Origin of the sequence: Aeromonas sp. s7(2024) (assembly GCF_040907825.1) — a bacterium.
Classification (GTDB): domain Bacteria; phylum Pseudomonadota; class Gammaproteobacteria; order Enterobacterales; family Aeromonadaceae; genus Aeromonas; species Aeromonas veronii.
Window position 1 is genome coordinate 1 of the sequence record NZ_JBFOCM010000025.1, and the last position, 25,739, is coordinate 25,739.

Sequence of the window (25,739 nt, forward strand, 5' to 3'; positions counted from 1 at the left end):
AGACATTGAAAATCAAAAATTGTTTTTGATGTTCGATGCTGTGAGTGCCCACACAGATTGCTTGATTCAAATTGTTAAAGAGCGTCACGCTTGTCGCGTTGAGGAGGCGCATATTACGCTCCTCACTTCGAAAGTCAAGCGATTGTTTTCGCTTTTCTTTCGGCGCCGGCTTCGCTAGGAAGCTGGCTCATCAGTTTGGCGTGTTCCGCCGTGCTGGTAGGGGCGCATTATAGGGAGCCGCGCCGGGATGACAAGGGCTTTTTCAGCAAAAAAGTTCGTTCGCTCAGATATCAAGCAATCACCTCTTTTTTTGCTCGAAATGACATCAATTCTGACTATTGCCGGATTTAAATTGAACATTTGAAAAGCCAATTTTATAATTGCCATCTCAAATGTTTAATTGGAATGCCCTCATGCATCAAATCCTCGATAGCCATAAGGAAGAGCAAATCGTCCCGCTGTTCCGCTTGGGATTCCGACCCTTCTTCTTGTTCGGGGCTCTGTTTGCTGCCGTCGCCATGTTGCTCTGGCTGGGGCAGCTCAACGGTTGGCTTACCTTGCCCGGGATTGCCAACCCGATCTGGTGGCATGGTCATGAGATGCTGTTTGGTTTCGGGGCCGCCATCGTCGCGGGTTTTCTGCTCACCGCGGTGCAGAATTGGACGGCCCATCCCGGTGTTCGAAGCTGGCCATTGGCAATGGTGGTGGGGTTGTGGATGTTGCCAAGGACCTTGTTACCCTGGCTGGGTGAAGATAATACGCTCCTGATGGCGGCAGACCTGCTCTGGTTGCCGCTTTGCACCTGGTTCCTTGCCAAGCCTATCTTGATAACCCGGCAATGGCGCAACCTCTTCTTCGTGCCCCTGTTGCTGATACTGACCTTGCTCAATGGTGCCAGCTGGTTATGGCAGGCCGATTGGACCACCGTTGAGCACCTATTGATCACCACAGTGCTGTTGTTTACCACCCTGATCGCCGTGATGGGTGGAAGGGTGATTCCGTTCTTCACCGCCCGAGCAACCGGTCAGGATAAAGCTGCACCTCAGCTCTGGCTGGAGCGGGCGGCGCTCGCGACACTGTGGCTTATCTTGCTCTGCTGGCTGCTGCTCCCCACCCAATGGGTCACCAGCATATACATAGTACCTTTATATATAGTGGCGGCGAGTTTGCATCTGTGGCGGCAACTGCGTTGGCATCTGCCATCGACCCTTGCGCATCCCCTGCTGTGGTCACTCCATCTCGCTTATCTGTTTATCCCTCTTGGCCTGTTCGCCCTTGCGGTACATAGCGCGGATCTGCCCATCACGTTGTCAATGGCCAGTCACCTGCTCAGCGCAGGCTGTATGGGGACCATGATTCTGGGCATGATTGCGCGAGTCTCCCTCGGCCATAGCGGTCGGGCCTTGCAGGTAGGACGCAGGATCACTGGCGCATTCGCCCTGGTTATCGCTGCCGCTACAATGCGGGTGGCGATTCCGCTGTTCTGGCCTGCTTATACCCTGCATGGCTGGAACCTCAGCGCTCTTGCCTGGATCGCTGCCTATGGTCTGTTTGTCTGGGTCTATATCCCGATACTGATCCGCCCCAGAGCAGATGGTCGTCCGGGTTGATGACTACGGCACGTGTTCAGGGTGTTGCCACCGGATAGTGGATCAAATTGTGGAAAATAGCCGGGGCTATGCCGAGATTGCGATAACCGTGGGGACGATCGGCAGCAAAACGCACCGCCTCTCCTTGCTCCAGTGAGCGCCACTCCCCTTCCACCAGCACCTCCATCATGCCGCTGATGACGATGACATGCTCGGTCACTCCCGGCTCATGGGGCTCGGATTCACGCTGGTAACCCGGCAACAGGGTTAGCTCAAGCAACTCGAAACCAAACCGGTTTTCATAAGGGAAGAGCGGTGCCACTTGCATGCCCTCTCCCGCTGGCTGCTGGCGAATGGCATCGGCGGTGCGATAGAGCACCTCTGCCTGCGCAGCGGGTATGGGCTCAATGAAACTGGAAAAGGAGACTCGAAACCCGGTGGCTATCTTCCACAGCGTCGCCACCGTTGGGCTGGACTCTCCCCGCTCAATCTGCCCCAGCATCGCCTTGCTGACCCCCGTTTCGCGCGCGGCGGCATCCAGGCTCCAGCCGCGCTCGCTGCGCAGCCCCTTCAGTCGAGCAGCCAGGTGCTGACTCATCTCTTGCATAACTGCCTCTTTATTACTCTTGCACGATGCATCTTGTGCGCTATAGCGCACAGCGATATAGTCAAAGCTGTATTGTACGTAATAACGCACAGCGCGTCACAACGCCAAGAGGAAGAGTCATGCCCTTCGCACTCCCCCATCTGGTCGCAGGCTTTATCGCCGTGATGGTCGGCTACACCAGTTCCGTCATCCTGATCATCCAGGCCGCCACGGCAGCAGGTGCTGATACTGCTCAAATCGCCTCCTGGCTCTGGACGCTGGGGATCGGCATGGGGGTGAGCTGCATCGGCCTCTCTCTTTATTACCGCATACCCATACTAACCGCCTGGTCCACACCGGGCGCGGCACTGCTGATCACCACGCTGGGCAACTTCACTCTGGCGGAAGCGATCGGCGCCTTTGTGATCTCCTCCCTGCTGATCACTCTGTGTGGCATCAGCGGCTGGTTCAACCGTTTGATGAAACATATCCCGGCTCCGCTGGCCGCCGCCATGCTGGCTGGCGTGCTGCTCAGATTCGGATTGGATCTATTCAAGGTCGCCCCGCAAGATCCCTTGCTACTTGGCACCCTGCTGCTGGCCTTCCTGCTGGGTCGCCATCTCTGGCCTCGCTATACCATGGTGCTGGTACTGGGAGTGGGGATGCTGATCTGCAGCGTGCGGGGGGATTTGCAAATGGGTACCCTTCACTGGCAACTCGCCAGCCCGGTCTGGACATGGCCAGCCTTCTCCCTTGATGCTCTGTTTGGTATCGCGCTGCCGCTGTTCATTGTCACCATGACATCGCAAAACATGCCGGGGATTGCCATCTTGCGGACCCATGGCTATCAGCCTGCCACCTCCTCGCTGATCAGCTGGACTGGCCTGACTGGCCTGCTGCTCGCCCCTTTTGGCGGCTATGCCTTCAATCTGGCCGCCATCACTGCAACCATCTGCATGGGCAAAGAGGTCGACCCGGATACCAAGCGCCGCTGGCCTGCTGCGGTTTGGGCGGGTTGCTTTTATCTTGTGACCGGCTGCTTCGGCTCGACCGTCGCGGCCCTGTTTAGCGCCTTTCCGGCAGCCCTTGTCACCTGCGTCGCCGGATTGGCCCTGCTAGGCACCATCGGCAGCAGCCTGCACTCTGCCTTGCAACAGGATGAAGCGCGAGAAGCTGCGCTGCTTACCTTTATCATTACCGCGTCCGGGATCAGCCTGCTCGGCATCGCGGCAGCCTGCTGGGGTCTGCTGATTGGTCTGGCTATCTATCAGTTCCAACCATATCGACAAAGGAATCAATTGAACCTCAAACCGTGAACCTCTGCACACTATCCACATAAAATGATTCACAAGTGAAACTAATTTCCTTCTAGTGGCGTCAGGGCACCAATCTTCCCGGACATGGTGCCCTGTCAGGTTCCATGCAACGGAGTATAAAAATGAAAAATCAGGCTGTCTTGTTACTACTGGCCATACTGGGTGCTACGAGCGTCCAGGCTGCCGATACGGATCGAGAGCTGGCTCGCCAGCTCGCACTTCAGCAGAAAAACCTGCTGCCCCTGCTGAGCAATCAGCAATATCAGAGCCCGCTTCCCAACCTGCTGCAGAAGGCCAGTCCACGGCTTAAACGGCAGGCGAGCGATGCCAACCAGGCGGCCATCAGCCGGCAAGGACTGGATGGCGAGGTCAAGCAACTGATGCAGTTGCGACTGGCCAACACCGATCAGGCCGCCGCACTGCAACAGGGCGTCGAACCGCTGGTCGCCTATGTTCCAAGTGGAGATGAGAAGAGCTGGAGCGCCATTGAAGCGTTCGACAGCGCTGGCAATCCCGTCTATCTGGATGTGGACAAGGCACCGGCCCGGCCGGTTCTGGTAGTCGAAGCCGATCCCGTCAAAGCCAAAAACGCAGGCTTGAAGGTAATGCGCAAGGCGCTGGCCGATGCGGATCTGCAAAGCGCTCCGCGAGTGGCGGCCAGCACGGCGCCACTCAAGACCAGTATCCTGAAAAAGATCAGACTGAAGGATGATCAGGAGCCCTGGCTGCTCGGCGCAGCCGAAGTGTATGCAGTGGTCGCAGGGGTCAATCCCAGCCGCGATGAGCCAGTAGTCGATATTGTCGACATGCCCTACCTCGACTATGACAACACAGACTACACCCCCAACCAGATCCTGGTTTACTGGGATCGCTATCGCTGGGGTGCCGTCGATGTGGTGATGATGGAGCAGGATGACAACGTCAACTACAAGGAGCTGGGCGCTCTGCTGATTGAAGCCCTCAAACTCGGCTTTACTGCGGGTGGCGTGCCAGAAGCCCTGCCCTTCCTCGATCTCGGTGGCCGCATCGTCAAAGCGCTGCCCGACTCCTGGATGACCAATAACGACGACTATCTGGATACCTTCTACACACTGGAGCAGGATCAGGTCTATCGCCAGTATCCGGGGGCTGCCGGTAATGCGGTTATCGATCTTGAGCCAAAAGAGATCGCCCCGACCAGACCTTGATAATCGGCCATAACGAAAAAGCCAATGAGCAACTCATTGGCTTTTTGCTTTTATCACGGTGACCACCGGTCAACCCTTGGGACGAACCCCCAGAGTATGGCAGATGGCATAAGTCAGCTCGGAGCGGTTCAGGGTATAGAAGTGGAAATCCTTCACCCCTTCCTGACTCAGCACGCGCACCTGATCGATGGCGATGCTCGCCCCCACCAGATTGCGAGTCATCTGATCGTTATCCAGCCCCTCGAAACGCTGATGCATCCAACGCGGGATCTTCACGTTGGTAAAACCGGCAAACTTGGCCAGGGTCTGATAGTTGGAGACCGGCAGGATCCCCGGCACGATTTCAGCATCGATGCCGATAGCGGCGCAGCGATCCCGAAAGCGCAAATACGTTTCCACATCGAAGAAGAACTGAGTGATGGCGCGGTTGGCACCGGCATCAATCTTGCGCTTGAGATTGAGCAGGTCGGATTGCGCACTCTTGGCCTCCGGGTGACCTTCCGGATAGGCGGCAACCGAGATATCGAAGTCCGCCTCTGACTTGAGCAGGGCAACCAGATCGGTGGCATACATATCCGGTTTCTCCAGCCCCTGCGGCAAGTCACCGCGCAGAGCCACGATATGACGAATACCGCTGTTCCAGTAGTCGCGGGCGATGGTGCGCAGCTCGTCGCGGCTGGCATCGATACAGGTCAGGTGCGGCGCCGCAATCAGGCCTGTCCGCTCCTTGATGTCCTTAATCACCTTGTGGGTGCGATCACGGGTACCGGAGTTGGCGCCATAGGTGACGGAGACGAACTTGGGTTCCAGCACTTTCAGCCGTTCGATGGACTGCCAGAGGGTATTCTCCATCCCTTCACTGTTGGGCGGAAAAAACTCGAAACTGACCGATATATCGCCATTCAAATCTGCCAAGCTCTGGTTGAGCGCCTCAACCTGACGTGCACTGTGAAAACCCATCTGCTCTTCTCCCTGTCCTGCAATCCATCTGCCTACGTCAAAACGGATGTTTGGACGTCTAAACGTCTTTATATTTATGAGCAAAACGACACAAAGTCAACAGAGATTTACCTCACATCCGATCTGACGAACTTCATATTTACAAAATTAACGGTACGTAACCGAAAAGTGCCCATCCCAAAATTGCCCCAGTCGAGTTATGATGGGGGCAGATCGTCCTGGACGTTCTGAATCTGCGTGTGATTGTTTGGCCGGAGGTTTCTCCGGCCCCTTTTCATCTATTTCCCACTCCTGCCGATAACAGAATGAGTCTTTGCAGGAGCACCATCATGGATACCCACCCCGGCTTTGCCACCGACTTGCTGTTCGATCGCTATCAGGGCGAGGTTGTTCAGCACGATCAGTTCTGGGCGGTTCGCACGCCGGATGCTCCCGACTACTACTTCGGCAACTACCTGCTACTCCCCACCCCGCCCAGCGACCATGACAAAGGCTGGCTGGAAGCCACATTTGATCAGCTGATCGGCCAGGATCCTCGAGTGCGCCACCGCACCTTCCAATGGCCACTGGCGGCCGGGCAAAACAGCCGGATCGCCGGTTTTGTCGCAACGGGTTACCAATATATGGAGTGCGTGGTACTGGCGCTGGATGAACAGAGCTGCCCACCTCCTCACGACGACATGAACAAGGTTGAGGCACGCACCTTCACCACTGCTGATTGGCCTGAGTGGCTCGACTTCGAACTCCATGAGCGGGATGAAGGGCACACGGCAGAGAGTTATCTCCCCTATCTGCAATCCCGCCGGGCGCTCTATCAAGCCATGATTGCCGATGGTCTCGGGGACTGGTGGGGGATCTGGCAAGAGGGACAACTGGTCGCCAGCTGTGGCCTCTTCTTTTGCGGCACACTTGGGCGCTTCCAGTTGGTACGCACACACCATGCGTGGCGCAACCAGGGGTTATGCCGCCAGCTGCTGAGTCAAGTGGCTCGCGCAGGATTGTCCCGCGCCAAACAGCTGATCATAGTGGCCGACGAGCACTACCATGCCCAGCGCATTTACCGCTCTCTGGGGTTTGCCCCGGTAGCCCGGATCGGCAGCCTCTGCCGCTGGCCCCACGAAGCACAATAAAGCGATACATGCTGGCCACGAGCCATAAAAAACGGGAGGCTGATGCCTCCCGTTTTTATTGATGTCGATGGCCTATTGCTGTGGCTGCTGTGGCGCTTCCAGCTCGTTGGAGAGCGCCTGTTCCACCTCATCAGACGGCGCCGGTAATGGTGCAGCGGCCGCTGATGCGGGTTCTGCGGGAGTCACAGCAGGTGACACCACGGCCGATGTTTCACTGGTCGCGGGAGCTGCGGACAGCTCAGTCGCTGGCGCTGAAGCCGGAGCAGGGGCAGGGGCAGGGGCAACCGCATCACACTGACAATCCGCGCTCTTGGCCTTATTGCCCTGATGAGGGGCATACCAGCCCTTCAAGCCACTTTCCAGTCGATCCGCGGCGGCCTTGGGCTCCATCTTGCCAAGCAGCACAGCCTGACTCACCTCGGCCAGTTCATCCCCCAACTTGGGCGTACCACGGGAGAGGATCTGGGTCGCCACCCGAATGGTCGAGTCACACTGATCGCGCCACTCCATCATCTCTTTGGCCGCCGGATTGGTGACATCGAAAAAGTGGTTGGAGAGGGAGAAGAATCCCGGCAGCGAGTTGGTATAGAGCTCGGCAAATTGCGGCGTCGTCAGCCATTGCAGGAAGGCCATTGCACCCTCTTTGTTCTTGCTGGCCGGATTCATCCCCATACCGATATCGGTGTGGTCGGTAAAGAAACAGCCATCACCCTGTTTGGCCACCGGCGGACGCATGACGCCAAAATCGACCTTGCCGGTGAAGGGGGCAATCTCCCAGGAGCCCGCCACGTAGAAGGCGGCCTTGCCCGAAGTGAACAGCTCGTTACTGGTCGCATAATCGCGGCTCTCGCCACCTTCACCGAGGTAGGAACGCCAGCGGGCCAGCTCGTCGAACACCTTCACATATTGCGGGTTGTCCAGCCGCTCCTGCCCGCCGATCAGTGCCAGACGGCCGTCCTCCCCCTTCCAGTAGTTGGGGCCAATGTTCTGGAACCCCAGTTCGGAGGCAACCCAGCTCTCGGAACCACTCATGGCCAGCGGCACATAGCGACCGTCGGCCTTGATCTTGTCCAGCACGGCGAAGAACTGATCGCGGGTTTGCGGCAAGGTGAGCCCCAACTCACTGAAAATCTTCTTGTTATAGAAGAAGCCATGGATCACCGAGGCCATCGGCACGCAGAAAGTCTGGGCACCGGAATCGGTCTGCCACGGTGACTGGGCAAAACTCGGGAAGTTCTCCATCCCCGCCATTTCGGTCAGCTCGGCCAGATGGCCAGCCTTGAACAGGGCGAGCGAATCATCAAACGGACGACAGGTAATGAGATCCCCCGCCTTGCCCCCTTTCAGGCTCTCCCACAGAGTGGGCATGTAGTTGACGTTCTGCACCGGATGAAAACTCACCTTGATGCCGGGATGCGCCGCTTCAAAGGCCGGGATGATCTTCTGCTCCCACAACGCCTTGTCATCGGTTCGCCAGCTTTCAATCACCAGCTCGCTGGCCATCAGCTGGCCACACAACAGGAGACTCAGGGCTCCAATCCACTTTTTAGACATAAGCCCTCCTAGACCTTGAAATGTGCGATCAATTGCTGCTGTTTGGCGACCAGGTCGGCCAGCACTTCGCTGCTGCTGGCGGATTCCCGCGCCTCCCGCTCTGTCTCGTATGCCACATCGGCAATACCGGCGATATGACGGGCGACCCCCTGACTGACGGAGATCTGCTCCTGAGCGGCATGGGCCACCTGATCCGCCATCGACTTGATGGCCCCCATCCGCTCGGCAATGGATTGCAGCGCCACATCCATCTCGCGGGTCTGATCGACACAGCTCTGGGTCTGCTCCTGGCTACGCCCCATCACTTCAACCACATGCTTGCTGGAGCTCTGCAGGTTCTCAATCATCCCCTGGATCTCTTCGGTCGAAGTCTGGGTGCGATTGGCCAGTGCCCGCACCTCATCGGCCACCACCGCAAAACCGCGACCTGCATCGCCTGCACGGGCCGCTTCGATGGCGGCGTTCAAGGCCAGCAGGTTGGTCTGCTCGGCAATACTGCGGATCACATCGAGAATGCTGCCGATGTTGTTGCTGAATTCCCCAAGTTTGTAGGTGATGCCGACCGCCTCCTCCATGGCGCCAGCCAGCTGCTCGGTGATCCGGCGAGTGGTGGCCACTTTCTGGCGACCATTGCGCGCCTCTTCATCGGCCAGATCCACTTCCCGCTTGGTGCCATCGGTAGAGCGGGCCACCTCGGTGGCGCTCACCTCCAGCTCGGTAATGGCGGCGGCCACCTGATCGGTCTGGCTCTTCTGCTCCTGTACCCGGGACATGGCCCGTTCGCTGATCTCGGCGGCGCGGCTCGCCTCATCCACCAGATGGCGGGAGCCTGCATTGATTTGAGAGAGTAGTTCACCGGTCTTGCCCGCCAGCGTATCGATGGAGCGAGAGAGGCTGCCAAATTCGCAACTGCTGCGGTAGTTGATGCGGCGGGTCATGTCACCGGCCGCCATGTAATCGAGCTCCTTGTTGATCATCTGCAACGGGCGCTGAATGCTGCGCGCAGTGGTATAGCCGATCACCAGAGCGGCAGCGGCCGACATCGCGGCAACCACCAGGATCCAGAAGCTGGCGCTACTGACCGCTGCATCGGCATTGATCCGGCTATCGCTGGCGATGGCACCGGCAGACTTTCCCATCTCATCAAGCAAATTGAGGCTGTTGGCCAGACTGGCATCCAGCTGCTGATTTTGCGTGGCCAGCGACAGCGCCAGTTGCTGAGCCTGACGCATGGTTGCCAGCAAGCCCTGAGCGCCGAGCGCCAGCTCCTGCATCCGATCCAGATTGGAGACAAAGCGCGCTTTCACATCATCGGGCACCAGCACCCGCTCCAACCGCTTGCGGGCCATCTCGATATCCTTGCTGAGTACCTTTTCCAGCTCGTTCAGGTCGGTTTTGGCATCGGCACGACGGATATTCTTCAGGTCGCGGGCGATACCCGAGGTAATAAGCTCCGCCTTGTTGCGCATGGAGCGTTTGCTGGCGGTCTGTTGCAGCAGCAGATCCGCCGCCCACTGGTAAGTATCCTCAAGGCGGATAAATTCCATCTCCAGCTTGTGGCGCTGCTCCAGTGCACTGACCCACTGCCGATGCTGGGCCAACACCTGATCCGCCAAGCCATAAAATTGGGTGGTAGCACTCTCGACCTGCTGGAAGCGGGCACGAGCATCCGCTACGTCGGTAAATTTACCCATCTCTTGACTCAGCTGGACGAAGCGGTTCTGCTGCTCCTTGAACTGATTTGCCAGCTGCGGCAACTGGGCAGCATCTTCACTGGTGCGGTAGACCAGCACCCAGCGGTTACTATCCTGCAGTGCCCCCTTGAGACCTGCGACAGCCACCACCAGCGGGGTTGCCCGGTCAGATACGGCAGAGAGGCCGTCATTTATACCCTTGATTTTAAAGGTACTGATCACACCAAGCAGGATCAGCAACAGCAGCATCAACACGAATCCGGCGATGATCCGCTGCACGATAGATAAACCCATGGAGACATCCTCACTCATTGGGGGAAGGTAAAGTGAACATAGTCACTATCGGCAGGGGTGGCGAATAACTGAAATAAAGCGGTAGGTATTTAATTGATTTGTATCGGGTTGGATCACAGTACAGACAAAATCAGCCATACGAAAAAAGCCCGGCACAAGCCGGGCTGAAAGAGACGTACTTTGCTATCTTCCGCGGTCCGTTCAGAACCGCAGTCAGAATCATTAGAAGCGGTAGCCAACACCCACCATAAAGGCCATCGGGTCGACCTTGGTATTAATGGTGCCAATCGCTGTATGCACATCGGTATCGATATCAATGATCCAGGCTGAACCGTTGACAAACCAGCGGTCAGTGATCGCCATATCGATACCAACTTGTCCGGCAACACCCCAGGAGTCATCGACTTTGACATCGGTTCCTGACAGTGCACCACGACCCTCTTCATCAAAGAAGGTGGTGTAGTTCACGCCAATACCGACATACGGGCGAACCTTGCTTTGAGCATCGCCAAAATAGTACTGACCCATCAGAGTCGGCGGCAAATGCTTGATCTTGGCAACTTCAGCGCCACCCAGTTTGACTGAATGAGAGAAGGGGGTTGCAGCCAGCAATTCGACACCCCAGTTATCAGTAATCATGTAAGAGAGAGTCAATCCCAATTGCATGTTGTCATTAATTTCCAGCTCTACAGGCGTGCTGCTTTCCTGCGGCGATACAAATGCCAAACCACCACGAACCAGAATATCACCAGCCTGATGGGCCATGGCGAAAGGAGAGGTCACTGCAGCGGCAATCATCAGAGGAAGTAATTTTTTCATCACGTAATCCCTTTTTTTGTTTTCATTTGATGCTGTAAGCCCGCTGACTATATGCCCTTGTAAATGCAAAGTTATTGACTTGGAGCAAAGGTTGCACAGAAATAAATCGATTGGTGTGACATCTTTGCGCGCCATCCCAATCTCGTTGAGTCCCCAGACAACAAGCCGAAATGCCAGTTTGGACAGGTTGTAACTACCCGCATCCAGAGACAAAAGAAGCAAACAAGCCACATCTTATTGCACGGCAGTGCGGCTATTAATTGTTGTTTATATGGGTAAATCAGCGTATTTTTTGCGCCATACAAGTTACTGGGAAGTAATGGTTTATTTATGAAAAATGAGTCGAAATGGCAAAAGGTGGGGGCCTTTCTCGCGGCCGTGTGGGGAATCGGATCCTTTCTCTTTATCCTGCTCGGTTTTATTGTCGCCCTGGCCTATCTGGTATTGGTACGGCAGGGTTAATCCGGATTGATAGAGTGCAGCAGGGTGATATTCCCCCCTTCGGCAAGCTGTTCCGGAGTCTGGCCCATTCCCTCCGCAGAGAGGGGACCAACGTAGCCACACCACCGATTTCGCCCGCCAACTTTGGCCTGATACAGCGCCATGTCAGCTAGTTTGAAGCTATGACTCCAGAATGAATCCGGGTACTCCGGGTGCAACGGATAGCGGCAGAACCCCAGAGACACCGTCAACCAGAGTGGCGCATCCTCTCTGCCAAAGCGGTGCTGAGCGACACGCTGGCGCAGATATTCGACCCGCAGCGCCAACTCTTGCTCGTCATCCACTTGTAGCAACAACAAGAACTCCTCCCCGCCCAGCCGGATGATCGGCTCGCGCTCTCCTGTCACCACCTTGCGCAGCAGCTCCGCCAGCTGTTTCAGCACCAGATCCCCGATGTCATGGCCAAGGCGGTCATTGATCCGCTTGAAATGATCAAGATCCAGCAGCAATAACAGACAAGGTTTGGCCCGGTTGGCCTGCAACCAACCATCGAGATAGCGACGATTGAAACAACGGGTCAAGGGGTCGGTGAATGCAGCCATCTCCATCTGGCTGGATTTTTCCAACAAATCATCGTGTTGCTGACTGACCTTGCTGGCCATCTCCTTGAACTTGCCGCTCAGGGTCGCCATCTCGGCGCTGCTGTCGATATAGGGGATCAAGGTGGCATCTGGCCGATCGCCAAAGCGTTGCAGCGCCGACACCAGCTGCTGCAACGGGGTAAGCACAATGCTGTTGAGCCGGTACATGGCGATCATGACGCAGATAAAACTGATAAACAGCATGCCGATAAAGGTCCAGAGCGCCCCCTCCATGACGCCACTCAAGATCTTTCTCTCTTCCTCAATCACCAGGGTCAGTACCGGCTGGTTATCGCTGTTGAGCAGTCGCACCTCTCCCCTGAGCCGGGTCAGCCCAAGGTCGATCAGGCGATACGTTATTTGCGGTTTCAGTGGTTTGAAGGTAGCGGTGACATCCAGATTGGCGTGGGAAATCGCCAGAGGCAGCGCGGTACGCTCCGATACCTGCTCGAGATAGGCTTTGTCGAGCCAACGTACAACCAGCAAGAAACCGTTGAACGGTGCCGACTCGTCACTGTTTCTGATCGGCTGCCACGAGTACATCAGCGGCCCCCACTGGGAAGCACGGATCCCGTGCAGATTGATGCCCCCTTGCGCCACCGAGCGCTCCCTTAACTGCTTTTTCAGTTCATCAAGGAAGTAGGGAAACTGATCCGGATTAACCCCCGGCGCATCTGGTAGCAGGGTGCGCGTCCAGATTTCGTAGCCGGTGAGATCCATGAAGCTCATCAGGTTGAGACTAAAATCCCGCATCGGCATATCACTGAACAGGTTGGATTCGATGTACCCCCTGCTTTTGTTGTCCATAAAACGGTGACTGTCATCCCAGATGCCCCAATCCCGACTGAATGCATCCAGAGCGGTCACATCCGCCTGCACCGCCTTGGTCACGCGCAGCAGATGCTCCTTCATTCGCTGCTCTTCAATCCGGCTGGCAGCCGGGATCTGGGCCCACGCCAGCAGGACCAGCAATAGCAGGATCGCCCCCAGCCAGATGGGGAACATGGAGTAAGCCAACTGATGATCAATCGTGCGCGGAGCCTGAGCCATAACCCGATATATCCATTACCATGATGCTGAGATGCCAAGCCTGCCCACACTTGACGAGCTTCCCCCTATGCTCCCGATTTTTATAACAAAAAGGGGCCAAAGGCCCCTCGATTATAACGGCTTATCGCGCCAATAGCGGTCGTAAAAAACGAGCTGTATGAGACTCTTTATTGGTGCAAATCTCTTCCGGCGTCCCCGTCACCAGAATGCGGCCACCACCGGCGCCTCCCTCCGGTCCCAAATCGACGATCCAGTCGGCAGTTTTTACCACATCAAGATTGTGCTCGATGATGACGATGGTATTGCCGCGATCCCGCAGCTGGTGCAGCACCTTGAGCAGTTGCTGGATATCGTGGAAGTGCAGCCCGGTGGTCGGCTCATCCAAAATGTAGAGGGTCTGGCCGGTATCCCGCTTGGAGAGCTCCCGCGCCAGCTTGACCCGCTGCGCCTCGCCGCCCGACAGCGTGGTGGCCGACTGGCCGAGACGGATATAGGAGAGGCCCACATCCATCAGGGTCTGCAGCTTGCGCGCCACCGCCGGCACAGGATCGAAGAACTCGCGGGCATCTTCCACCGTCATCTCGAGGATTTCGTGGATGTTCTTGCCCTTGTACTTCACCTCCAGGGTCTCGCGGTTATAGCGCTTGCCCTTGCAGACATCGCACGGCACATAGACATCCGGCAGGAAGTGCATCTCCACCTTGATGACGCCATCCCCCTGACACGCCTCGCAACGGCCCCCTTTAACGTTGAAGGAGAAGCGGCCCGGCTGATAGCCGCGCGAACGCGCCTCCTGGGTGCCGGAGAGCAGCTCGCGGATCGGAGTAAACAAACCGGTATAGGTGGCCGGGTTGGAGCGCGGGGTACGGCCGATGGGGCTCTGGTCGATATCCACCACCTTGTCCAGATGCTCCAGCCCTTCCACGCTGCGATAAGGCGCAGGCGTAGACTCGGTCGCCTTGTTCAGCTCACGGTGGGCGATGCGGAACAGGGTGTCGTTGATCAGGGTCGACTTGCCGGAGCCGGAGACGCCGGTGACGCAGGTCATCACGCCGATGGGCAGATCCAGGTTGACGTTGCGCAGGTTGTTGCCGCTCGCCCCCTTGAGTTTCAGCCACTTGCCGGTAAGCGGGGTGCGCTCGGCCGGAATGGCGATCTGCTTGCGGCCGGAGAGGTAGTCACCGGTCAGCGACTCCGGATTGTCGATGATCTGCTGGGGGGTGCCCTGCGCAACAATTTCGCCACCGTGCACACCCGCCCCCGGGCCGATATCGAGCACGTGGTCGGCGAGTCGAATGGCATCCTCGTCGTGCTCCACCACGATCACCGTGTTGCCGAGATCGCGCAGATGGGTGAGGGTCTTGAGCAGCCGCTCGTTGTCACGCTGGTGCAGGCCGATGGAGGGCTCGTCGAGTACATACATCACCCCCACCAGACCGGCACCAATCTGGCTGGCCAGTCGAATGCGCTGCGCTTCACCACCGGAGAGGGTCTCGGCACTGCGGGACAGGCTCAGATAGTTGAGACCCACATTCACCAAGAAGCCAAGCCGCTCGACGATCTCTTTCAAGATCTTCTCGGCAATCTGGGCGCGCTGGCCGGTGAGGTTCAACCCTTCGAAGAAGGCGAGTGCATCGCCGATGGACTGCTCGGCAATGGCCGGCAGGTTGCGGTTGTCGACGAAAACGTGGCGCGCCTCCTCCCGCAGTCGACTGCCGCCGCAGCTGGTACAGGATTTGTTGGCGATGTATTTGGAGAGCTCTTCACGCACCGAGTTGGATTCGGTCTCCCGGTAGCGCCGCTCCATGTTGTGCAGGATCCCCTCGAACGGGTGCTTGCGCACCACCACGTCGCCGCGGTCGTTCATGTAGCGGAACTCGATCTCGGTGCGACCGGAGCCGCGCAGGATCACCTCCTGGGTCTTGACCGGCAGATCCTCCCACGGCGTCTCCAGATCGAACTTGTAGTGCTCGGAGAGGGATTTCAGCATCTGGAAGTAGTAGAAGCTGCGCTTGTCCCAACCTCGGATGGCGCCGTTGGCCAGACTGATGGCCGGATCGCCGATCACCTTGGCTGGATCGAAGTACTGCTGCACCCCAAGTCCGTCACAAGTCGGGCAGGCTCCGGCCGGGTTGTTGAAAGAGAAGATGCGCGGTTCCAGCTCCGACATGGAGTAGCCGCACTCCGGGCAGGCGAAGTTGGCGGAGAAGGTCATGGGGGTGACACCCTCCTCCCCATCCATCGGCACTACCAGCACTATGCCGCCGGAGAGGGTCAGCGCCGTCTCGAACGACTCGGCCAGACGCAGCGCCAGGTCCTCGCGCACCTTGAAGCGATCCACCACCACCTCGATGGTGTGCTTCTTGTGCAGCTCCAGAGTCGGAGGATCGGAGAGATCGCACACCTCGCCGTCGATACGGGCACGGATGTAGCCCTGGGCCGCCAGATTCTCCAGCAGCTTGGTGTGCTCCCCCTTGCGATCCCGCACCACCGGGGCCAGCAGCATCAGCTTGCTCCCCTCCGGTTGAGCCAGCACCTGATCCACCATCTGGCTGATGGTCTGGGCGGCGAGCGGAATGGCGTGGGTCGGACAGCGCGGCTCACCAACCCGCGCAAACAGCAGACGCAGGTAGTCATAAATTTCGGTGATGGTGCCGACGGTCGAACGCGGGTTATGGGAAGTAGACTTCTGCTCGATGGAGATGGCAGGCGAAAGCCCCTCGATGTGGTCGACGTCCGGCTTCTCCATCAGGGAGAGGAACTGGCGGGCATAGGCGGAGAGGGACTCCACATAGCGGCGCTGCCCCTCGGCATAGAGGGTATCGAACGCCAGAGAGGATTTGCCTGAACCGGAGAGGCCGGTAACCACGATCAGCTTGTCGCGGGGCAGGGTCAGATTGATGTTCTTGAGGTTGTGGGTGCGAGCACCCCGGACCACGATCTTTTCCATCTTGTTGCACGCTCGATACAGAAACCTGAGCGAGTCAGTATGGCATAGAGACTACTGGATGAATAGACAGTCATGAGATGAAATGCGCATCATCCGGCGCACGCCATCTGCTCTTTTTTCTCCACCAGCAGCCGCTCGTTTTGCCATATCCGGGCGGTGACCTCGACCCGATAGGGGCAACGTAAACCCAGCCCTATTTTGCCAACCGCCATGACCACTCCAGCCTGCAGCGACAGATTACGGCTCTGGCGCTGAGTCGTGCTCCCGGCGGCACCTTCGCTGCGCACCAGCAACCTGACACTCACCGTCACGTCGCGCTTGCTGAACAGCGTCGGTGCAAGTGACAGCCCCTGCTCGCTCTGCACCATATTGAGGGACAAGCGGATCGACGGATCGGGTTCTATCTCGGTTTCCCTTGCAGTTACTGGTGAAGGAACGCGATAAACCAGCATCAACCCACAGAGCAGTACCAATAAAAGAGGGGCCCGCAGGCCCCTGAATCTGGAGATGACCATCAGTTGCTACCAGAACCCTGATAGACATAGGCATGGTTATCGCTGCCCAATACGGTCACATTGGCAGTATTGAAGCTTTCGTTTTGCACCACATCAACGGTGTTGCGCCCCCCACCAACCCCAGTATTGACGTAGACATTAGCCTCGTGCTCAGCGCCGTTCTGGGTCACGGTGAGTTTGTTCTCGCTACCCAAGTAGGACTCAACCTTGGCATTGTTCAGCTCACCATCCTGGCTCACTTTGACCACAGACTCAGAGTGAGACGCATCGGCATAAGCCCAGTTGTCAGTACCTTTCTGAGCAACGACCAGCTCGTTGTCCGAGCCCCAGGTCCATGCGCCTTTGCCTTCACCATCACGAGCAGATGCAACCTGGTTGCCAGTTCCGTTCTGGTCGATATCGATGGTATTGCCGCTGCCTGCTTGTTGCACTGCATTGGCATAGTTGTCATTGCCTACCTGATCAATGGTGACCGCACCATCGGTACTGCTGGCTAACTGATTAACCACGGCCTTGTTGTCATCACCTATCTGGTTGATCAAGGCATCATTGCCAGTACCTTGCTGGTCGGTCTCAATACGGTTGCGATTACCATCTTGTTTCAACTCAGCAAACTCGCTGCTACCACTCTGTTTTGCCAGCAGGTGGTTGCCCTCCCCGGCATCAGATCCTTGTTGCAGGGTCACCACCTTACCGCCGGTTCCACTTTGCTCAATAGTCGCTACGTTGGCACTATCGTATTGAGTAACGTCTGCATTGTTCAAAGAACCACTCTGAGTCACCACTGCAGATGTTCCTTCCGCCGGTGCATAGTCATAGTTACCGGTTGCCTGCAGCACCTTGGTGATATTGCGCTCTCCACGTTGTACCACTTCGGCGTTGGCTCCATCAGCCGCTGTCTGGGTCACGTCAGCCTGGTGAGCCCCCCCCTCTAGCTGCTGTACACTCGCCCGAGCGAAATCGGATATCTGGTTATTAATGACAGCCCGATTACCATCCGAGATTTGAGTGATCCTGGAGTCAGCTCCGTCACCATTATCTTGCTTGATCTTGGCGTCGTTGCTCTCCCCATCTTGAACAACCCCGGCGACCGCACCGCCATTCTCAAATTGCTGAATCACATCAGCAAAGTTGTCGTTCCCCTTTGTATCGATGGAGGCTTTGGAGAGGTTAGTGTCACCTTGTTGCAAGATGTAACCCTTGTTACTGTCACCTACCTGCCGAGTATCGGCATCTGACTGGCCGGTATTCTTTTGAGTGGTAACAGCCGTGTTGTTGTTACCAGCTTGATCGATGTTAGCCTTGTTATCGACGCTTCCCACCACCTGGTTAATGGTGGCGGTATTGCCGCTCTGGGCCTGGTTCACCGTAGCCTGATTGCCAGTAGATGCCGCCCAAGCGGTGCTGGTCGCCAGAAGAACTGCCGAGGCAATGATGGTACGTTTAAACATGATTTCCCTCTCGTGCTAATGGTTGAGCCTAGGCTCAGTTGGTTTGAACGACATTTACTTGCTGATTGGCTCCCGTCTGAATAACGGTTGCCGCCAATCCGTTACCGTTTTGCTCGATGCTGGCCTGATTGCCATCACCCAGCTGGATCGCCCGGGCCTGATTGTCTGCCCCTTGCTGACTGATCCAGGCTTCATTGCCGCTGCCTTGTTGCAGCAGCCAAATCCGGTTATTGATGCCCGCCTGATAGAGCTCGGCGCTATTGCCCTCGCCCAGTTGCGCACCATTGACCCAGTTCTCATCTCCCACCTGGGAGAGCGACAACTCATTGACCCAACCCTGTTGCAGCAGACGCGCCTGATTCAGCTCCCCTTGCTGGATGAGATGCAGTTGCTGCTCGCTACCGAGTTGCCACAACAGCGCCTGATTTCCATCGTTCTGCAGACCGGAATCCAGCTCGCTTGCCATCGCCAGCTCGTCGAAGACGGCAGGCTCTGCGGCGAGTTGCGGGGCGCCCGATATCAGCAGAAAAAAGAGAGCACTCAACAGGTGTTTCATCGCGCCATCGCCTTGTTGGAAAACGCCCACAGTATCCCTGTCAGACCAGAGGCGGCCTATCAGGCACTCCGCTGATTCGAGGATGAAAAGCGCCGCCCTGTCGCTGAGCAGAAAGTCTTAATTCGTATTCGATGGAGGCCAAAAAAATGCCCTCCACCAGGGAGGGCATTGCGTAAGCGGGAAAACTCAAAGCAGCGGGGCATTGTCTTGCAGGTACTCCTGCAGGATCGGATTGTCGATATCCCGCTGGTCAGCCAGTTGCCACAGATTGTCCCGCACGCCATTGGCTATCAGCCGGATCACCCCGGACTCGATAGCCGACATGACACACATCTGTACCGGCTCATTGGTGCTGAAACCGGCCTCGGCCTCCAGCAGGCGCTTGTACTCGACGAAGCGGAATACCCCGGCCTGCACCTGTTGCGACAGTACTGTCTTGGAGGTGGTAACACTGTTCAGGATCCGGCCAGAACGGATATCGACGGCACGCAGATTGACCGTCACCTGATCGACCCGATACTCCCCGCTGGCGCCAATGCCAAAATACTTGGCCCCCGCCCCGCCGGTTCGCACATTGCTGTCATAGGCAACGATCCCTCCCTCGATCAGGATGTTGGCGGCGACCAGCGAGGGCAGTTGATTGGCATTGTTGCCGGGAACGTTGGGCTTGTTCTGGGCCGCCCGCACAATCTTGCGTTCGGTCAGCAGGTTCTGCAGCCCTTCCCGCTCCAGTGGCACAAACCATTGGGAATCCCACAAGGCCGTGCTCAGCATGGCGACCCCACCCTGGGTGACCGCCGTGGAGAAGTTGGACGCCGGTGCAGGCAGGTACTGACCGGTCTGATCGCGAAAATCGTAGACAGCCGCGACAATTTTCCCTTTTGGCTTGGGCAGACTGATCAGCTCCTTGTAAGAGACTGATCGCGGCATCAGGGTTGCCTTCTCATCGGCAACGGGAGAGCCGATATGGGTCGCACAGCCAGCCAGCGCAAGCAGGGGCACTATCAATAACAGTTGTCGTTTCATCGCGCCCTCAGTCGGCAATCAGGCCATTCACTTCGATCATGGTGGTCTGGTTGGTCACCCGGTCGGTGATCGAAACCACCAGGGTGCCATCTTCATCCACCACATTGATGGCAAAATCATCGGTCACCAGACTGCCGCTCTGGCTGCCATCCTTGCCGATATCGGCCAGCAGCTGGCTGATCAGGCGGGATTGCAGGTTGGAGGTCAGGCGATCCAGCGCCGAGGTGCCGCTGCTACCGCTGCCACTGGCGGGATCCTTGTAATCATTCTGCGCATTGGCGGTGCCAAGCAGATGACTGCTGTTGAGAGGGTTACCCCCAAAGCTGGGGTTGACGGGGCGATAGACAAGCTCCGACGCATGGAGCGTTGGCGCTATCAGTGCAGCAACTAGCCATAACCGGGCACGCATGAAAAATATCCTTATAGTTCATCATGTTCCAAATCGAAGGTATCCATGAACAGGGTCGCGATCTTCTGCTGTTCGAGGGTCTGCCTGACCTGTGACCAAGCCAGTTTGGCGCTCTGCTCCTGCTGATTGCGGCCGGGAGAGAGCGCGGTTTTAAAAATCACCTTCCGGTTATGAGTGATCCAGATCAGGCTGCCCCAGCGAGCTGTCGGGCGCTCATGAATCGTCAGATTTTCTCTGGCATCCGGGTCTTCATCGCTGCGCAACCGGGTAAATTCGTTATAAAAGCCCTGACCGAAACGGGTAAAAGTGCGATCCAGCACCAGACCATCAACATCCAGCCGATCACTCTCCTGCTCCGGCTGTACCGACTCCAGCGGTGCATCGGCCTCGCCCGCAACAACGGTCGCGCAGCCATAGAGCAGCGCGAGGCAACACGCAAGAGAGAACGCTTTCATCAGTGGGAGTCCGGAGCATCGAGATACTCTTTGGCCCAGCTCACCGCCTGGATCCGGTTCTTCACATTCAGCTTTTTAAAGACGTTATAGAGGTGGGATTTGACGGTGTGCTCGCTGACAAACAGGCTGTCGGCGATCTCGACATTGGAGGCACCCGTCATCAGATAACGGATGATCTCCTGCTCTCTGGCGGTCAGCAGGGTGTCGTTACGCAGCAGGTAGCTATTGCCCTGGCGATAGTATTCGACCAGCTCGCACAGCAGGTGACGCGGCATCCAGTACTCGCCCAACAGGATTTTCTGCAACCCGGCAACCAGTCGGTCGAGCGGATCCTGACGGAAAAACAGACCGCAGATCTGCGGCCACATCAGCAACAGGTCGCGATCCGTCGCAGTGGGAGCATTGAGCAGCACAGTGGTCGCCATGCCAAAGCGTTCGGAGATCGCCCGGTTCCAGCCCAGTGACTGGCCAGAGCGGATATAGTCGAGATCGATGAGAAACAGCGTGCCGTCACACTGGTTATCTAGCTGATTAATCTCGTGGATTAGCTGGACGGGACGGCTCAAATGAGAGATGAGGTATGCAGCAAATGTGCTGGCCTGCACATTATTTTCAGTGACCAGTGCGATCGGGCATGCGGCTTTCATTGTGTGCTCTTCCTTGAACCTGTAAACCACCTAATCTGGCCGACTGAGTCTACCAAGGAGGTATGGGAGCACAATATTAAAAAAGTATGAGAATGGATCTCATAAATATCGTAACCATATGTTTTTAGTCGATTTAAAAACCGATTACAATTCGCCAATCAGCCAGCATAACAGGAATATATGGCAGAAATGTGATGCCGGACGCGCCGGAAACAGCTGCAACCAGACTATCACTACAGCAGGAGCCAACAGTTGCCTTTGGCACATCAAGCCGGTTAAGGATGCTGCCAATCCGCTTCGCAACTGTTACTATGACCGTCACATGCGTCTGCGGGACATTGCGCCCCGCACACAGCAACTAATCAGGTATCTAGTCGTGTTGGACCAGGTTTCGACCTGGCCGGTAAATAAGGTGGAAGAGAGATTATGGCCAGTCGAGGCATCAATAAAGTCATTCTGATCGGTAACCTCGGGCAAGACCCGGAAGTACGCTACATGCCGAGTGGCGGTGCTGTGACCAACATTACTCTGGCTACCTCTGAAACCTGGCGCGACAAGCAGACCGGTGAGCAGAAAGAGCGTACCGAATGGCACCGTGTTGTCTTCATGGGCAAGCTGGCAGAAGTGGCTGGCGAGTACCTGAAGAAGGGCTCCCAAGTCTATGTGGAAGGCAAACTGCAGACCCGCAAATGGCAAGATCAGAGCGGCCAGGAGCGCTACACCACTGAAGTGCTGGTCGACAGCTTCACTGGCGTGATGCAGATGCTGGGTGGCCGTCCGCAAGGCGGTCAGGGTATGGGCCAGAACATGGGTGGCCAATCCCAGGGTAACTGGGGTCAGCCACAGCAGAGCATGCCTGCCCAGCAGCCGATGAATCAGCAGCGCCCGGCACCGGCTCCGCAGCAGAACATGCAGCCGCAAGGCGGTTATGGCCGTCCTGCCCAGCAGCCGCAATCTGCGCCGCCGGTATATAACGAGCCGCCGATGGATTTCGACGACGATATCCCGTTCTAAGAACAGAATATTGAAAAGGCCCTGATAACTCAGGGTCTTTTTTTATGCACTCAGCCCCGAAAGGGATAAGACGTTTTATGACTGCCTCCCCTACAGTGATGGATATTCTCCACAGGAACGCTTTGTGAAAAGTGCAATGAAACTGCTCACCCCTTTATTGCTAATGCTGACCAGCTTGCTCTCCGGCCAGTTGCTGGCAACGCCACTCAAGGTCGGGGTCAGCTTTGCCATCCCCCCTTATGTCATCGAAAGTAATCAGCGTGGCATCGAGCTGGATCTGCTGAAAGAGGCGTTCGCTGGCAGCGGCTATGAGCCCAGCTTTGAATTTCTGCCACTGGAGCGTACCTTCCGCCTGTTCGAGTCAGGAAAGCTGGATGCCATCATCAACGTCAGACCCGGTATGGTTGATCCTCACGTTCTGACCCAGCCCGTTATCACCTTCCATAACCGGATCTTCACCCTGCGCAGCACCCACATCAGCACTCTGGACGACCTGCATTCAAAACGGGTTACCGCCTTTCAACGGGCAAGGATCATTCTGGGGGGCGCGTTCGCCACCATGGCCAACCAGAATCCCCACTATGAGGAGGTAGCCAAGCAGCAGGTGCAGGTGCACCAACTGATGCGCGGCAGGGTGGATGCAGTCGTACTGGAAGAGCGGGTATTCTACTACTACCTCGACCAGCTGATCGCCACCGCCCAGGCAGGCGAGCACTACGAGCGCAATCAGGTCAGGCAAGCAGACCTCTTCCCGCCCACCGTCTATCACTTTGCCTTCCGAACGGCCGATGCCCGCAATCTGTTTGATAAGCGCCTTGAGGCGATGCGTCAGGATGGTCGTTATCACCAGATTTTCGCGGCTTACGGCGCAACGCCGTGAGCCACAAACATAAAAGCCAGCCGGTAAGGGCTGGCTTTGTACTGGCTCCGAAGGAACAGCAGTAGGGGAGCGTTACTTCATTGCGCTGCCGTTTTTCAGTTCTGCTTTCTGACGTTTGGCTTCGCGTTTCTCTTTCAGTGACATCTGCGGTTTTTTCTTGGCATCTTTGCCGTTGTGATGTTCTTTGTTACTCATCATCAAACTCCAAAAATGTTACCCAGACAGTTGGTTCCTCATGGGAGCCAGCATGCCATCCGAATCATCAACTTCAGTACGCTTGGTGGGATGGTGCAAGACCATCACCAGACCCAGCATACCCTCCAGCGGCATCCGGATCCAGCCTCATTCTCGTCCAAAAAATGCCGGTCTCCGCCCCCTGAGCGCGGAGGCCAAAGGACCTCGACAGGAAAGACCAAAAAAGAGTAATTCGCATTATTAAATGTTGTCACGCTTATATTAAGCCATCGTTACCTGGATATTTTCACGGATAAATATAAATTCCTCTCATTATTTATTGCCGTGCAAGAGGTCACCATTTTAATAAGCATTCGCAATATCATCGGAAGCATCAGGTTACAACACCGAATAGGTTATTTCCGGTCAGCCGGATATAATGCGCGCCGCACCGAAATATCCGTTTTTATTCAGGAAGCTGTACATGAACAGAAAAACCAGAGCCGCCATGGTGTCGGTCTGCTCCAATATCAGTCTGATCATCATGAAAATGGTGGCCGGTTTCGCCAGCGCCTCGGTCAGTATCATCTCGGAGGCGATCCACTCCGCCATGGATCTGGTGGCGGCCCTGATCGCCCTGTTCGCGGTGAAAAAGTCCGATCTCCCACCCGATGAACGCCACCCCTATGGTCACGACAAGATTGAAAATGTCTCCGGCGTCATCGAAGCGCTGCTTATCTTGCTAGCCGCGGGCTGGATCATCTTCGAAGCCGTCGACAAGCTGATCACCCCCAGCCCGATTGAAAGCATTGGCTGGGGCGTGCTGGTGATGGTGATCTCGGCGCTGGTCAACAGCGGCGTCTCTGCCTACCTCTACAAGGTGGCCCGAGAGGAGGAGTCGGTCGCGCTGGCTGCCGATGCGCTTCATCTCAAGGCGGATGTGCTCACTTCAGCCGGTGTCGCCGTCGGTCTTGGCGGGATCTGGCTGGCCGGTCTGTTCGGCCATTCACTCGCCATCCTCGACCCGCTGGTCGCCATTGCGGTCGCCATCTTTATTGTCAGAGAGGCCATCAGCATGCTCAACGAGGCCTTCCAGCCGCTGATCGACCAGAGTATGAGCCCGGAAGAGCTGGCGATGACCAGCCGCATCATCACCGAATGCTGCCCTGCCGCCAGCGGTTTCCACGATCTGCGCAGCCGTCGTGCCGGACGCCGCCGCCATATCGACTTCCACCTCACCCTGCCCCCTGAGATGAGCATCGGCGAAGCCCACGATATCTGTGATCGCATCGAACACGCCATCATGGCGCAACTGCCCCACGCCATCGTGCTGATCCACGTCGAGCCGGAGGAGCAAGAGCTGCCCTCACCGCTCGCCATAAATTGAAATGTGGCAAACAGGCGGGAAAGTGGCAGCGAAATAACGGAAAGTTGGCACAAACCCGCATTTTTACTGCCGGAAAGCCGATTGCATAAGAAGTGATCGGCACAACTGTGTTAGGGTGTCTAACCACCCTGCCGCAGGAGCGCGCCGTGAAAAAGCTGGAAATGAAAGATCTGACCGAGGCCGAAAAAGCCGAGATAGCCTTGTTATTGCAAAAGGCACAAGCCAATGCAGACCACCAGCTGACCAACGGAGAGCGGAACAAGATCCGCGAAGAGGGTCGCCTGAAAATTGTGGCCGACCGCGCCGAAGCGGCCAAGGCTGCCTCCAAGCTGGCTCGCGAGAAAGCCAAAGAGCGCGCCAAGAACCAGGTACTGCCGGAAACCTTCAGCTGGATTGATTCGGTCAGCAACAAGTTTCGCAGCAAGCGCTGATCCCTTCTTGCAAAACGCCCGCTGGCACTTGTGCCTGCGGGCGTTTGCATGTCTGGGCGATGCTCGATGAGCCAGATTTGGCGCTGCCATTGATTTGCAGCCCAGAAGCTAATCGCAGCAGCAAAGAAGTGATTTACATTGTGACTTAGAGAGAACGCCAACTGACAATCCCCGGTCTATCGCCACCTTTTTCATTTTTTCTCATATTTTTTGTCAGAACTGGCTACATAGTCAGGACAAAAAAGCCGAATCTGACTTGCCACAGGGTGATATGAGTCTGCACTGATTTTTCTATGCCGTTGAAATGCATCATGTTTACTATAAAAAATGATATTTTTGGCTGTTACAAAACATTAATATCGAGATAAAGTTTGCTTTAAAAATGAGAGCGTGTTTTAATCTTTCTCGATGGTTCGGCAGTTCAGACCTGATTATGTTAGGCAGTCATTTTAGTAAAGCAGTGATTAGCATAAGCGTTATCCTCGGATAATTCTTATCAAATAATTCTCCTTCTTTAGTGCTCCCCATACGTATTGCTGACGAAAAATCAAAAATTGCCATTTAGGTGGCATTCAACACTATT

The 25,739-nt window shown here is 56.4% G+C and carries 23 protein-coding genes; 8 read left to right on the top strand and 15 right to left on the bottom strand.

Features of this window, described 5'->3' with window-relative positions:
• Positions 1 to 413 precede the first annotated feature (413 nt).
• The gene (locus tag AB5Y73_RS11325) at positions 414 to 1,610 is read left to right on the top strand and encodes an NnrS family protein (RefSeq protein ID WP_107682185.1); all 1,197 of its coding nucleotides are present in this window, start codon (positions 414 to 416) and stop codon (positions 1,608 to 1,610) included.
• 16 nt (positions 1,611 to 1,626) lie between these two features.
• Here the strand turns inward: AB5Y73_RS11325 and AB5Y73_RS11330 are convergent, their stop codons facing one another.
• Positions 1,627 to 2,196 carry a helix-turn-helix domain-containing protein gene (locus AB5Y73_RS11330; protein WP_107682186.1) on the bottom strand — a complete coding sequence of 190 codons (570 nt, stop codon included), beginning with the start codon at positions 2,194 to 2,196 and terminating at the stop codon, positions 1,627 to 1,629.
• 119 nt (positions 2,197 to 2,315) lie between these two features.
• Between AB5Y73_RS11330 and AB5Y73_RS11335 the strand changes: the two genes are divergently transcribed.
• Positions 2,316 to 3,491 carry a benzoate/H(+) symporter BenE family transporter gene (locus AB5Y73_RS11335; RefSeq protein ID WP_107682187.1) on the top strand — a complete coding sequence of 392 codons (1,176 nt, stop codon included), beginning with the start codon at positions 2,316 to 2,318 and terminating at the stop codon, positions 3,489 to 3,491.
• Between the two features lie 122 nt (positions 3,492 to 3,613).
• Positions 3,614 to 4,678, top strand: a complete 1,065-nt coding sequence (locus AB5Y73_RS11340; RefSeq protein ID WP_107682188.1) for a DUF3103 family protein — start codon at positions 3,614 to 3,616, stop codon at positions 4,676 to 4,678.
• Positions 4,679 to 4,747: 69 nt separating this feature from the next.
• On the opposite strand, the gene metF is transcribed toward AB5Y73_RS11340, so the two are convergent.
• A complete protein-coding gene (gene metF, locus AB5Y73_RS11345) occupies positions 4,748 to 5,638 on the bottom strand; it encodes a methylenetetrahydrofolate reductase (protein ID WP_005340191.1) in 891 nt (296 codons plus the stop codon).
• A gap of 329 nt (positions 5,639 to 5,967) precedes the next feature.
• On the opposite strand from metF, the gene AB5Y73_RS11350 reads away from it, so the two are divergent.
• Positions 5,968 to 6,768 carry a GNAT family N-acetyltransferase gene (locus tag AB5Y73_RS11350; protein ID WP_107682189.1) on the top strand — a complete coding sequence of 267 codons (801 nt, stop codon included), beginning with the start codon at positions 5,968 to 5,970 and terminating at the stop codon, positions 6,766 to 6,768.
• Between the two features lie 72 nt (positions 6,769 to 6,840).
• Here AB5Y73_RS11350 and AB5Y73_RS11355 read toward each other — a convergent pair whose 3' ends face one another.
• The 12 genes from AB5Y73_RS11355 to AB5Y73_RS11410 form a co-directional block, all read right to left on the bottom strand.
• A complete protein-coding gene (locus tag AB5Y73_RS11355; RefSeq protein ID WP_181497631.1) occupies positions 6,841 to 8,322 on the bottom strand; it encodes an ABC transporter substrate-binding protein in 1,482 nt (493 codons plus the stop codon).
• An 8-nt stretch (positions 8,323 to 8,330) separates the two neighbouring features.
• Positions 8,331 to 10,310 carry a methyl-accepting chemotaxis protein gene (locus tag AB5Y73_RS11360; RefSeq protein ID WP_058056351.1) on the bottom strand — a complete coding sequence of 660 codons (1,980 nt, stop codon included), beginning with the start codon at positions 10,308 to 10,310 and terminating at the stop codon, positions 8,331 to 8,333.
• A gap of 222 nt (positions 10,311 to 10,532) precedes the next feature.
• Positions 10,533 to 11,129: an OmpW family outer membrane protein gene (locus AB5Y73_RS11365; protein WP_107682191.1), complete on the bottom strand. Its 597-nt coding sequence runs from the start codon at positions 11,127 to 11,129 to the stop codon at positions 10,533 to 10,535.
• Between the two features lie 458 nt (positions 11,130 to 11,587).
• On the bottom strand, positions 11,588 to 13,261 hold the full coding sequence (locus AB5Y73_RS11370; RefSeq protein WP_107682192.1) for a diguanylate cyclase: 1,674 nt from the start codon (positions 13,259 to 13,261) through the stop codon (positions 11,588 to 11,590).
• Between the two features lie 121 nt (positions 13,262 to 13,382).
• Positions 13,383 to 16,211 carry an excinuclease ABC subunit UvrA gene (gene uvrA, locus AB5Y73_RS11375; RefSeq protein ID WP_005356491.1) on the bottom strand — a complete coding sequence of 943 codons (2,829 nt, stop codon included), beginning with the start codon at positions 16,209 to 16,211 and terminating at the stop codon, positions 13,383 to 13,385.
• A gap of 89 nt (positions 16,212 to 16,300) precedes the next feature.
• Positions 16,301 to 16,726: a curli-like amyloid fiber formation chaperone CsgH gene (csgH, locus tag AB5Y73_RS11380; RefSeq protein WP_118854318.1), complete on the bottom strand. Its 426-nt coding sequence runs from the start codon at positions 16,724 to 16,726 to the stop codon at positions 16,301 to 16,303.
• Positions 16,726 to 18,177, bottom strand: coding sequence for a curlin (locus tag AB5Y73_RS11385; RefSeq protein WP_107682194.1), 1,452 nt, complete (start codon positions 18,175 to 18,177; stop codon positions 16,726 to 16,728). Before AB5Y73_RS11385 ends, csgH begins: the two co-directional genes overlap by 1 nt.
• Before the next feature lie 34 nt (positions 18,178 to 18,211).
• Positions 18,212 to 18,733: a curlin gene (locus tag AB5Y73_RS11390; protein ID WP_107682195.1), complete on the bottom strand. Its 522-nt coding sequence runs from the start codon at positions 18,731 to 18,733 to the stop codon at positions 18,212 to 18,214.
• Between the two features lie 186 nt (positions 18,734 to 18,919).
• Positions 18,920 to 19,759, bottom strand: a complete 840-nt coding sequence (locus tag AB5Y73_RS11395) for a CsgG/HfaB family protein (RefSeq protein WP_005355003.1) — start codon at positions 19,757 to 19,759, stop codon at positions 18,920 to 18,922.
• A 7-nt stretch (positions 19,760 to 19,766) separates the two neighbouring features.
• Positions 19,767 to 20,168 carry a curli assembly protein CsgF gene (locus AB5Y73_RS11400; RefSeq protein WP_019445195.1) on the bottom strand — a complete coding sequence of 134 codons (402 nt, stop codon included), beginning with the start codon at positions 20,166 to 20,168 and terminating at the stop codon, positions 19,767 to 19,769.
• Between the two features lie 11 nt (positions 20,169 to 20,179).
• Positions 20,180 to 20,623, bottom strand: coding sequence for a curli production assembly/transport protein CsgE (locus tag AB5Y73_RS11405; RefSeq protein ID WP_118854321.1), 444 nt, complete (start codon positions 20,621 to 20,623; stop codon positions 20,180 to 20,182).
• Positions 20,623 to 21,270 (bottom strand): LuxR C-terminal-related transcriptional regulator, encoded by a 648-nt coding sequence (locus AB5Y73_RS11410; RefSeq protein WP_042080923.1) that lies wholly within the window; start codon positions 21,268 to 21,270, stop codon positions 20,623 to 20,625. Before AB5Y73_RS11410 ends, AB5Y73_RS11405 begins: the two co-directional genes overlap by 1 nt.
• A 426-nt stretch (positions 21,271 to 21,696) precedes the next feature.
• Here AB5Y73_RS11410 and AB5Y73_RS11415 point away from each other — a divergent pair, with 426 nt between their 5' ends.
• Positions 21,697 to 22,284: a single-stranded DNA-binding protein gene (locus AB5Y73_RS11415; RefSeq protein ID WP_005340181.1), complete on the top strand. Its 588-nt coding sequence runs from the start codon at positions 21,697 to 21,699 to the stop codon at positions 22,282 to 22,284.
• A gap of 136 nt (positions 22,285 to 22,420) precedes the next feature.
• On the top strand, positions 22,421 to 23,164 hold the full coding sequence (locus AB5Y73_RS11420; protein ID WP_100646970.1) for an ABC transporter substrate-binding protein: 744 nt from the start codon (positions 22,421 to 22,423) through the stop codon (positions 23,162 to 23,164).
• 72 nt (positions 23,165 to 23,236) lie between these two features.
• Here AB5Y73_RS11420 and AB5Y73_RS11425 read toward each other — a convergent pair whose 3' ends face one another.
• A complete protein-coding gene (locus AB5Y73_RS11425) occupies positions 23,237 to 23,362 on the bottom strand; it encodes a hypothetical protein (RefSeq protein ID WP_019445191.1) in 126 nt (41 codons plus the stop codon).
• A 460-nt stretch (positions 23,363 to 23,822) separates the two neighbouring features.
• On the opposite strand from AB5Y73_RS11425, the gene AB5Y73_RS11430 reads away from it, so the two are divergent.
• Both AB5Y73_RS11430 and yjbD read left to right on the top strand, forming a co-directional pair.
• Positions 23,823 to 24,725: a cation diffusion facilitator family transporter gene (locus AB5Y73_RS11430; protein ID WP_118854332.1), complete on the top strand. Its 903-nt coding sequence runs from the start codon at positions 23,823 to 23,825 to the stop codon at positions 24,723 to 24,725.
• 146 nt (positions 24,726 to 24,871) lie between these two features.
• Complete coding sequence (yjbD, locus tag AB5Y73_RS11435; RefSeq protein WP_005340165.1) at positions 24,872 to 25,156, top strand: DUF3811 domain-containing protein; 285 nt, start codon at positions 24,872 to 24,874, stop codon at positions 25,154 to 25,156.
• The last annotated feature ends 583 nt before the right edge of the window (positions 25,157 to 25,739 follow it).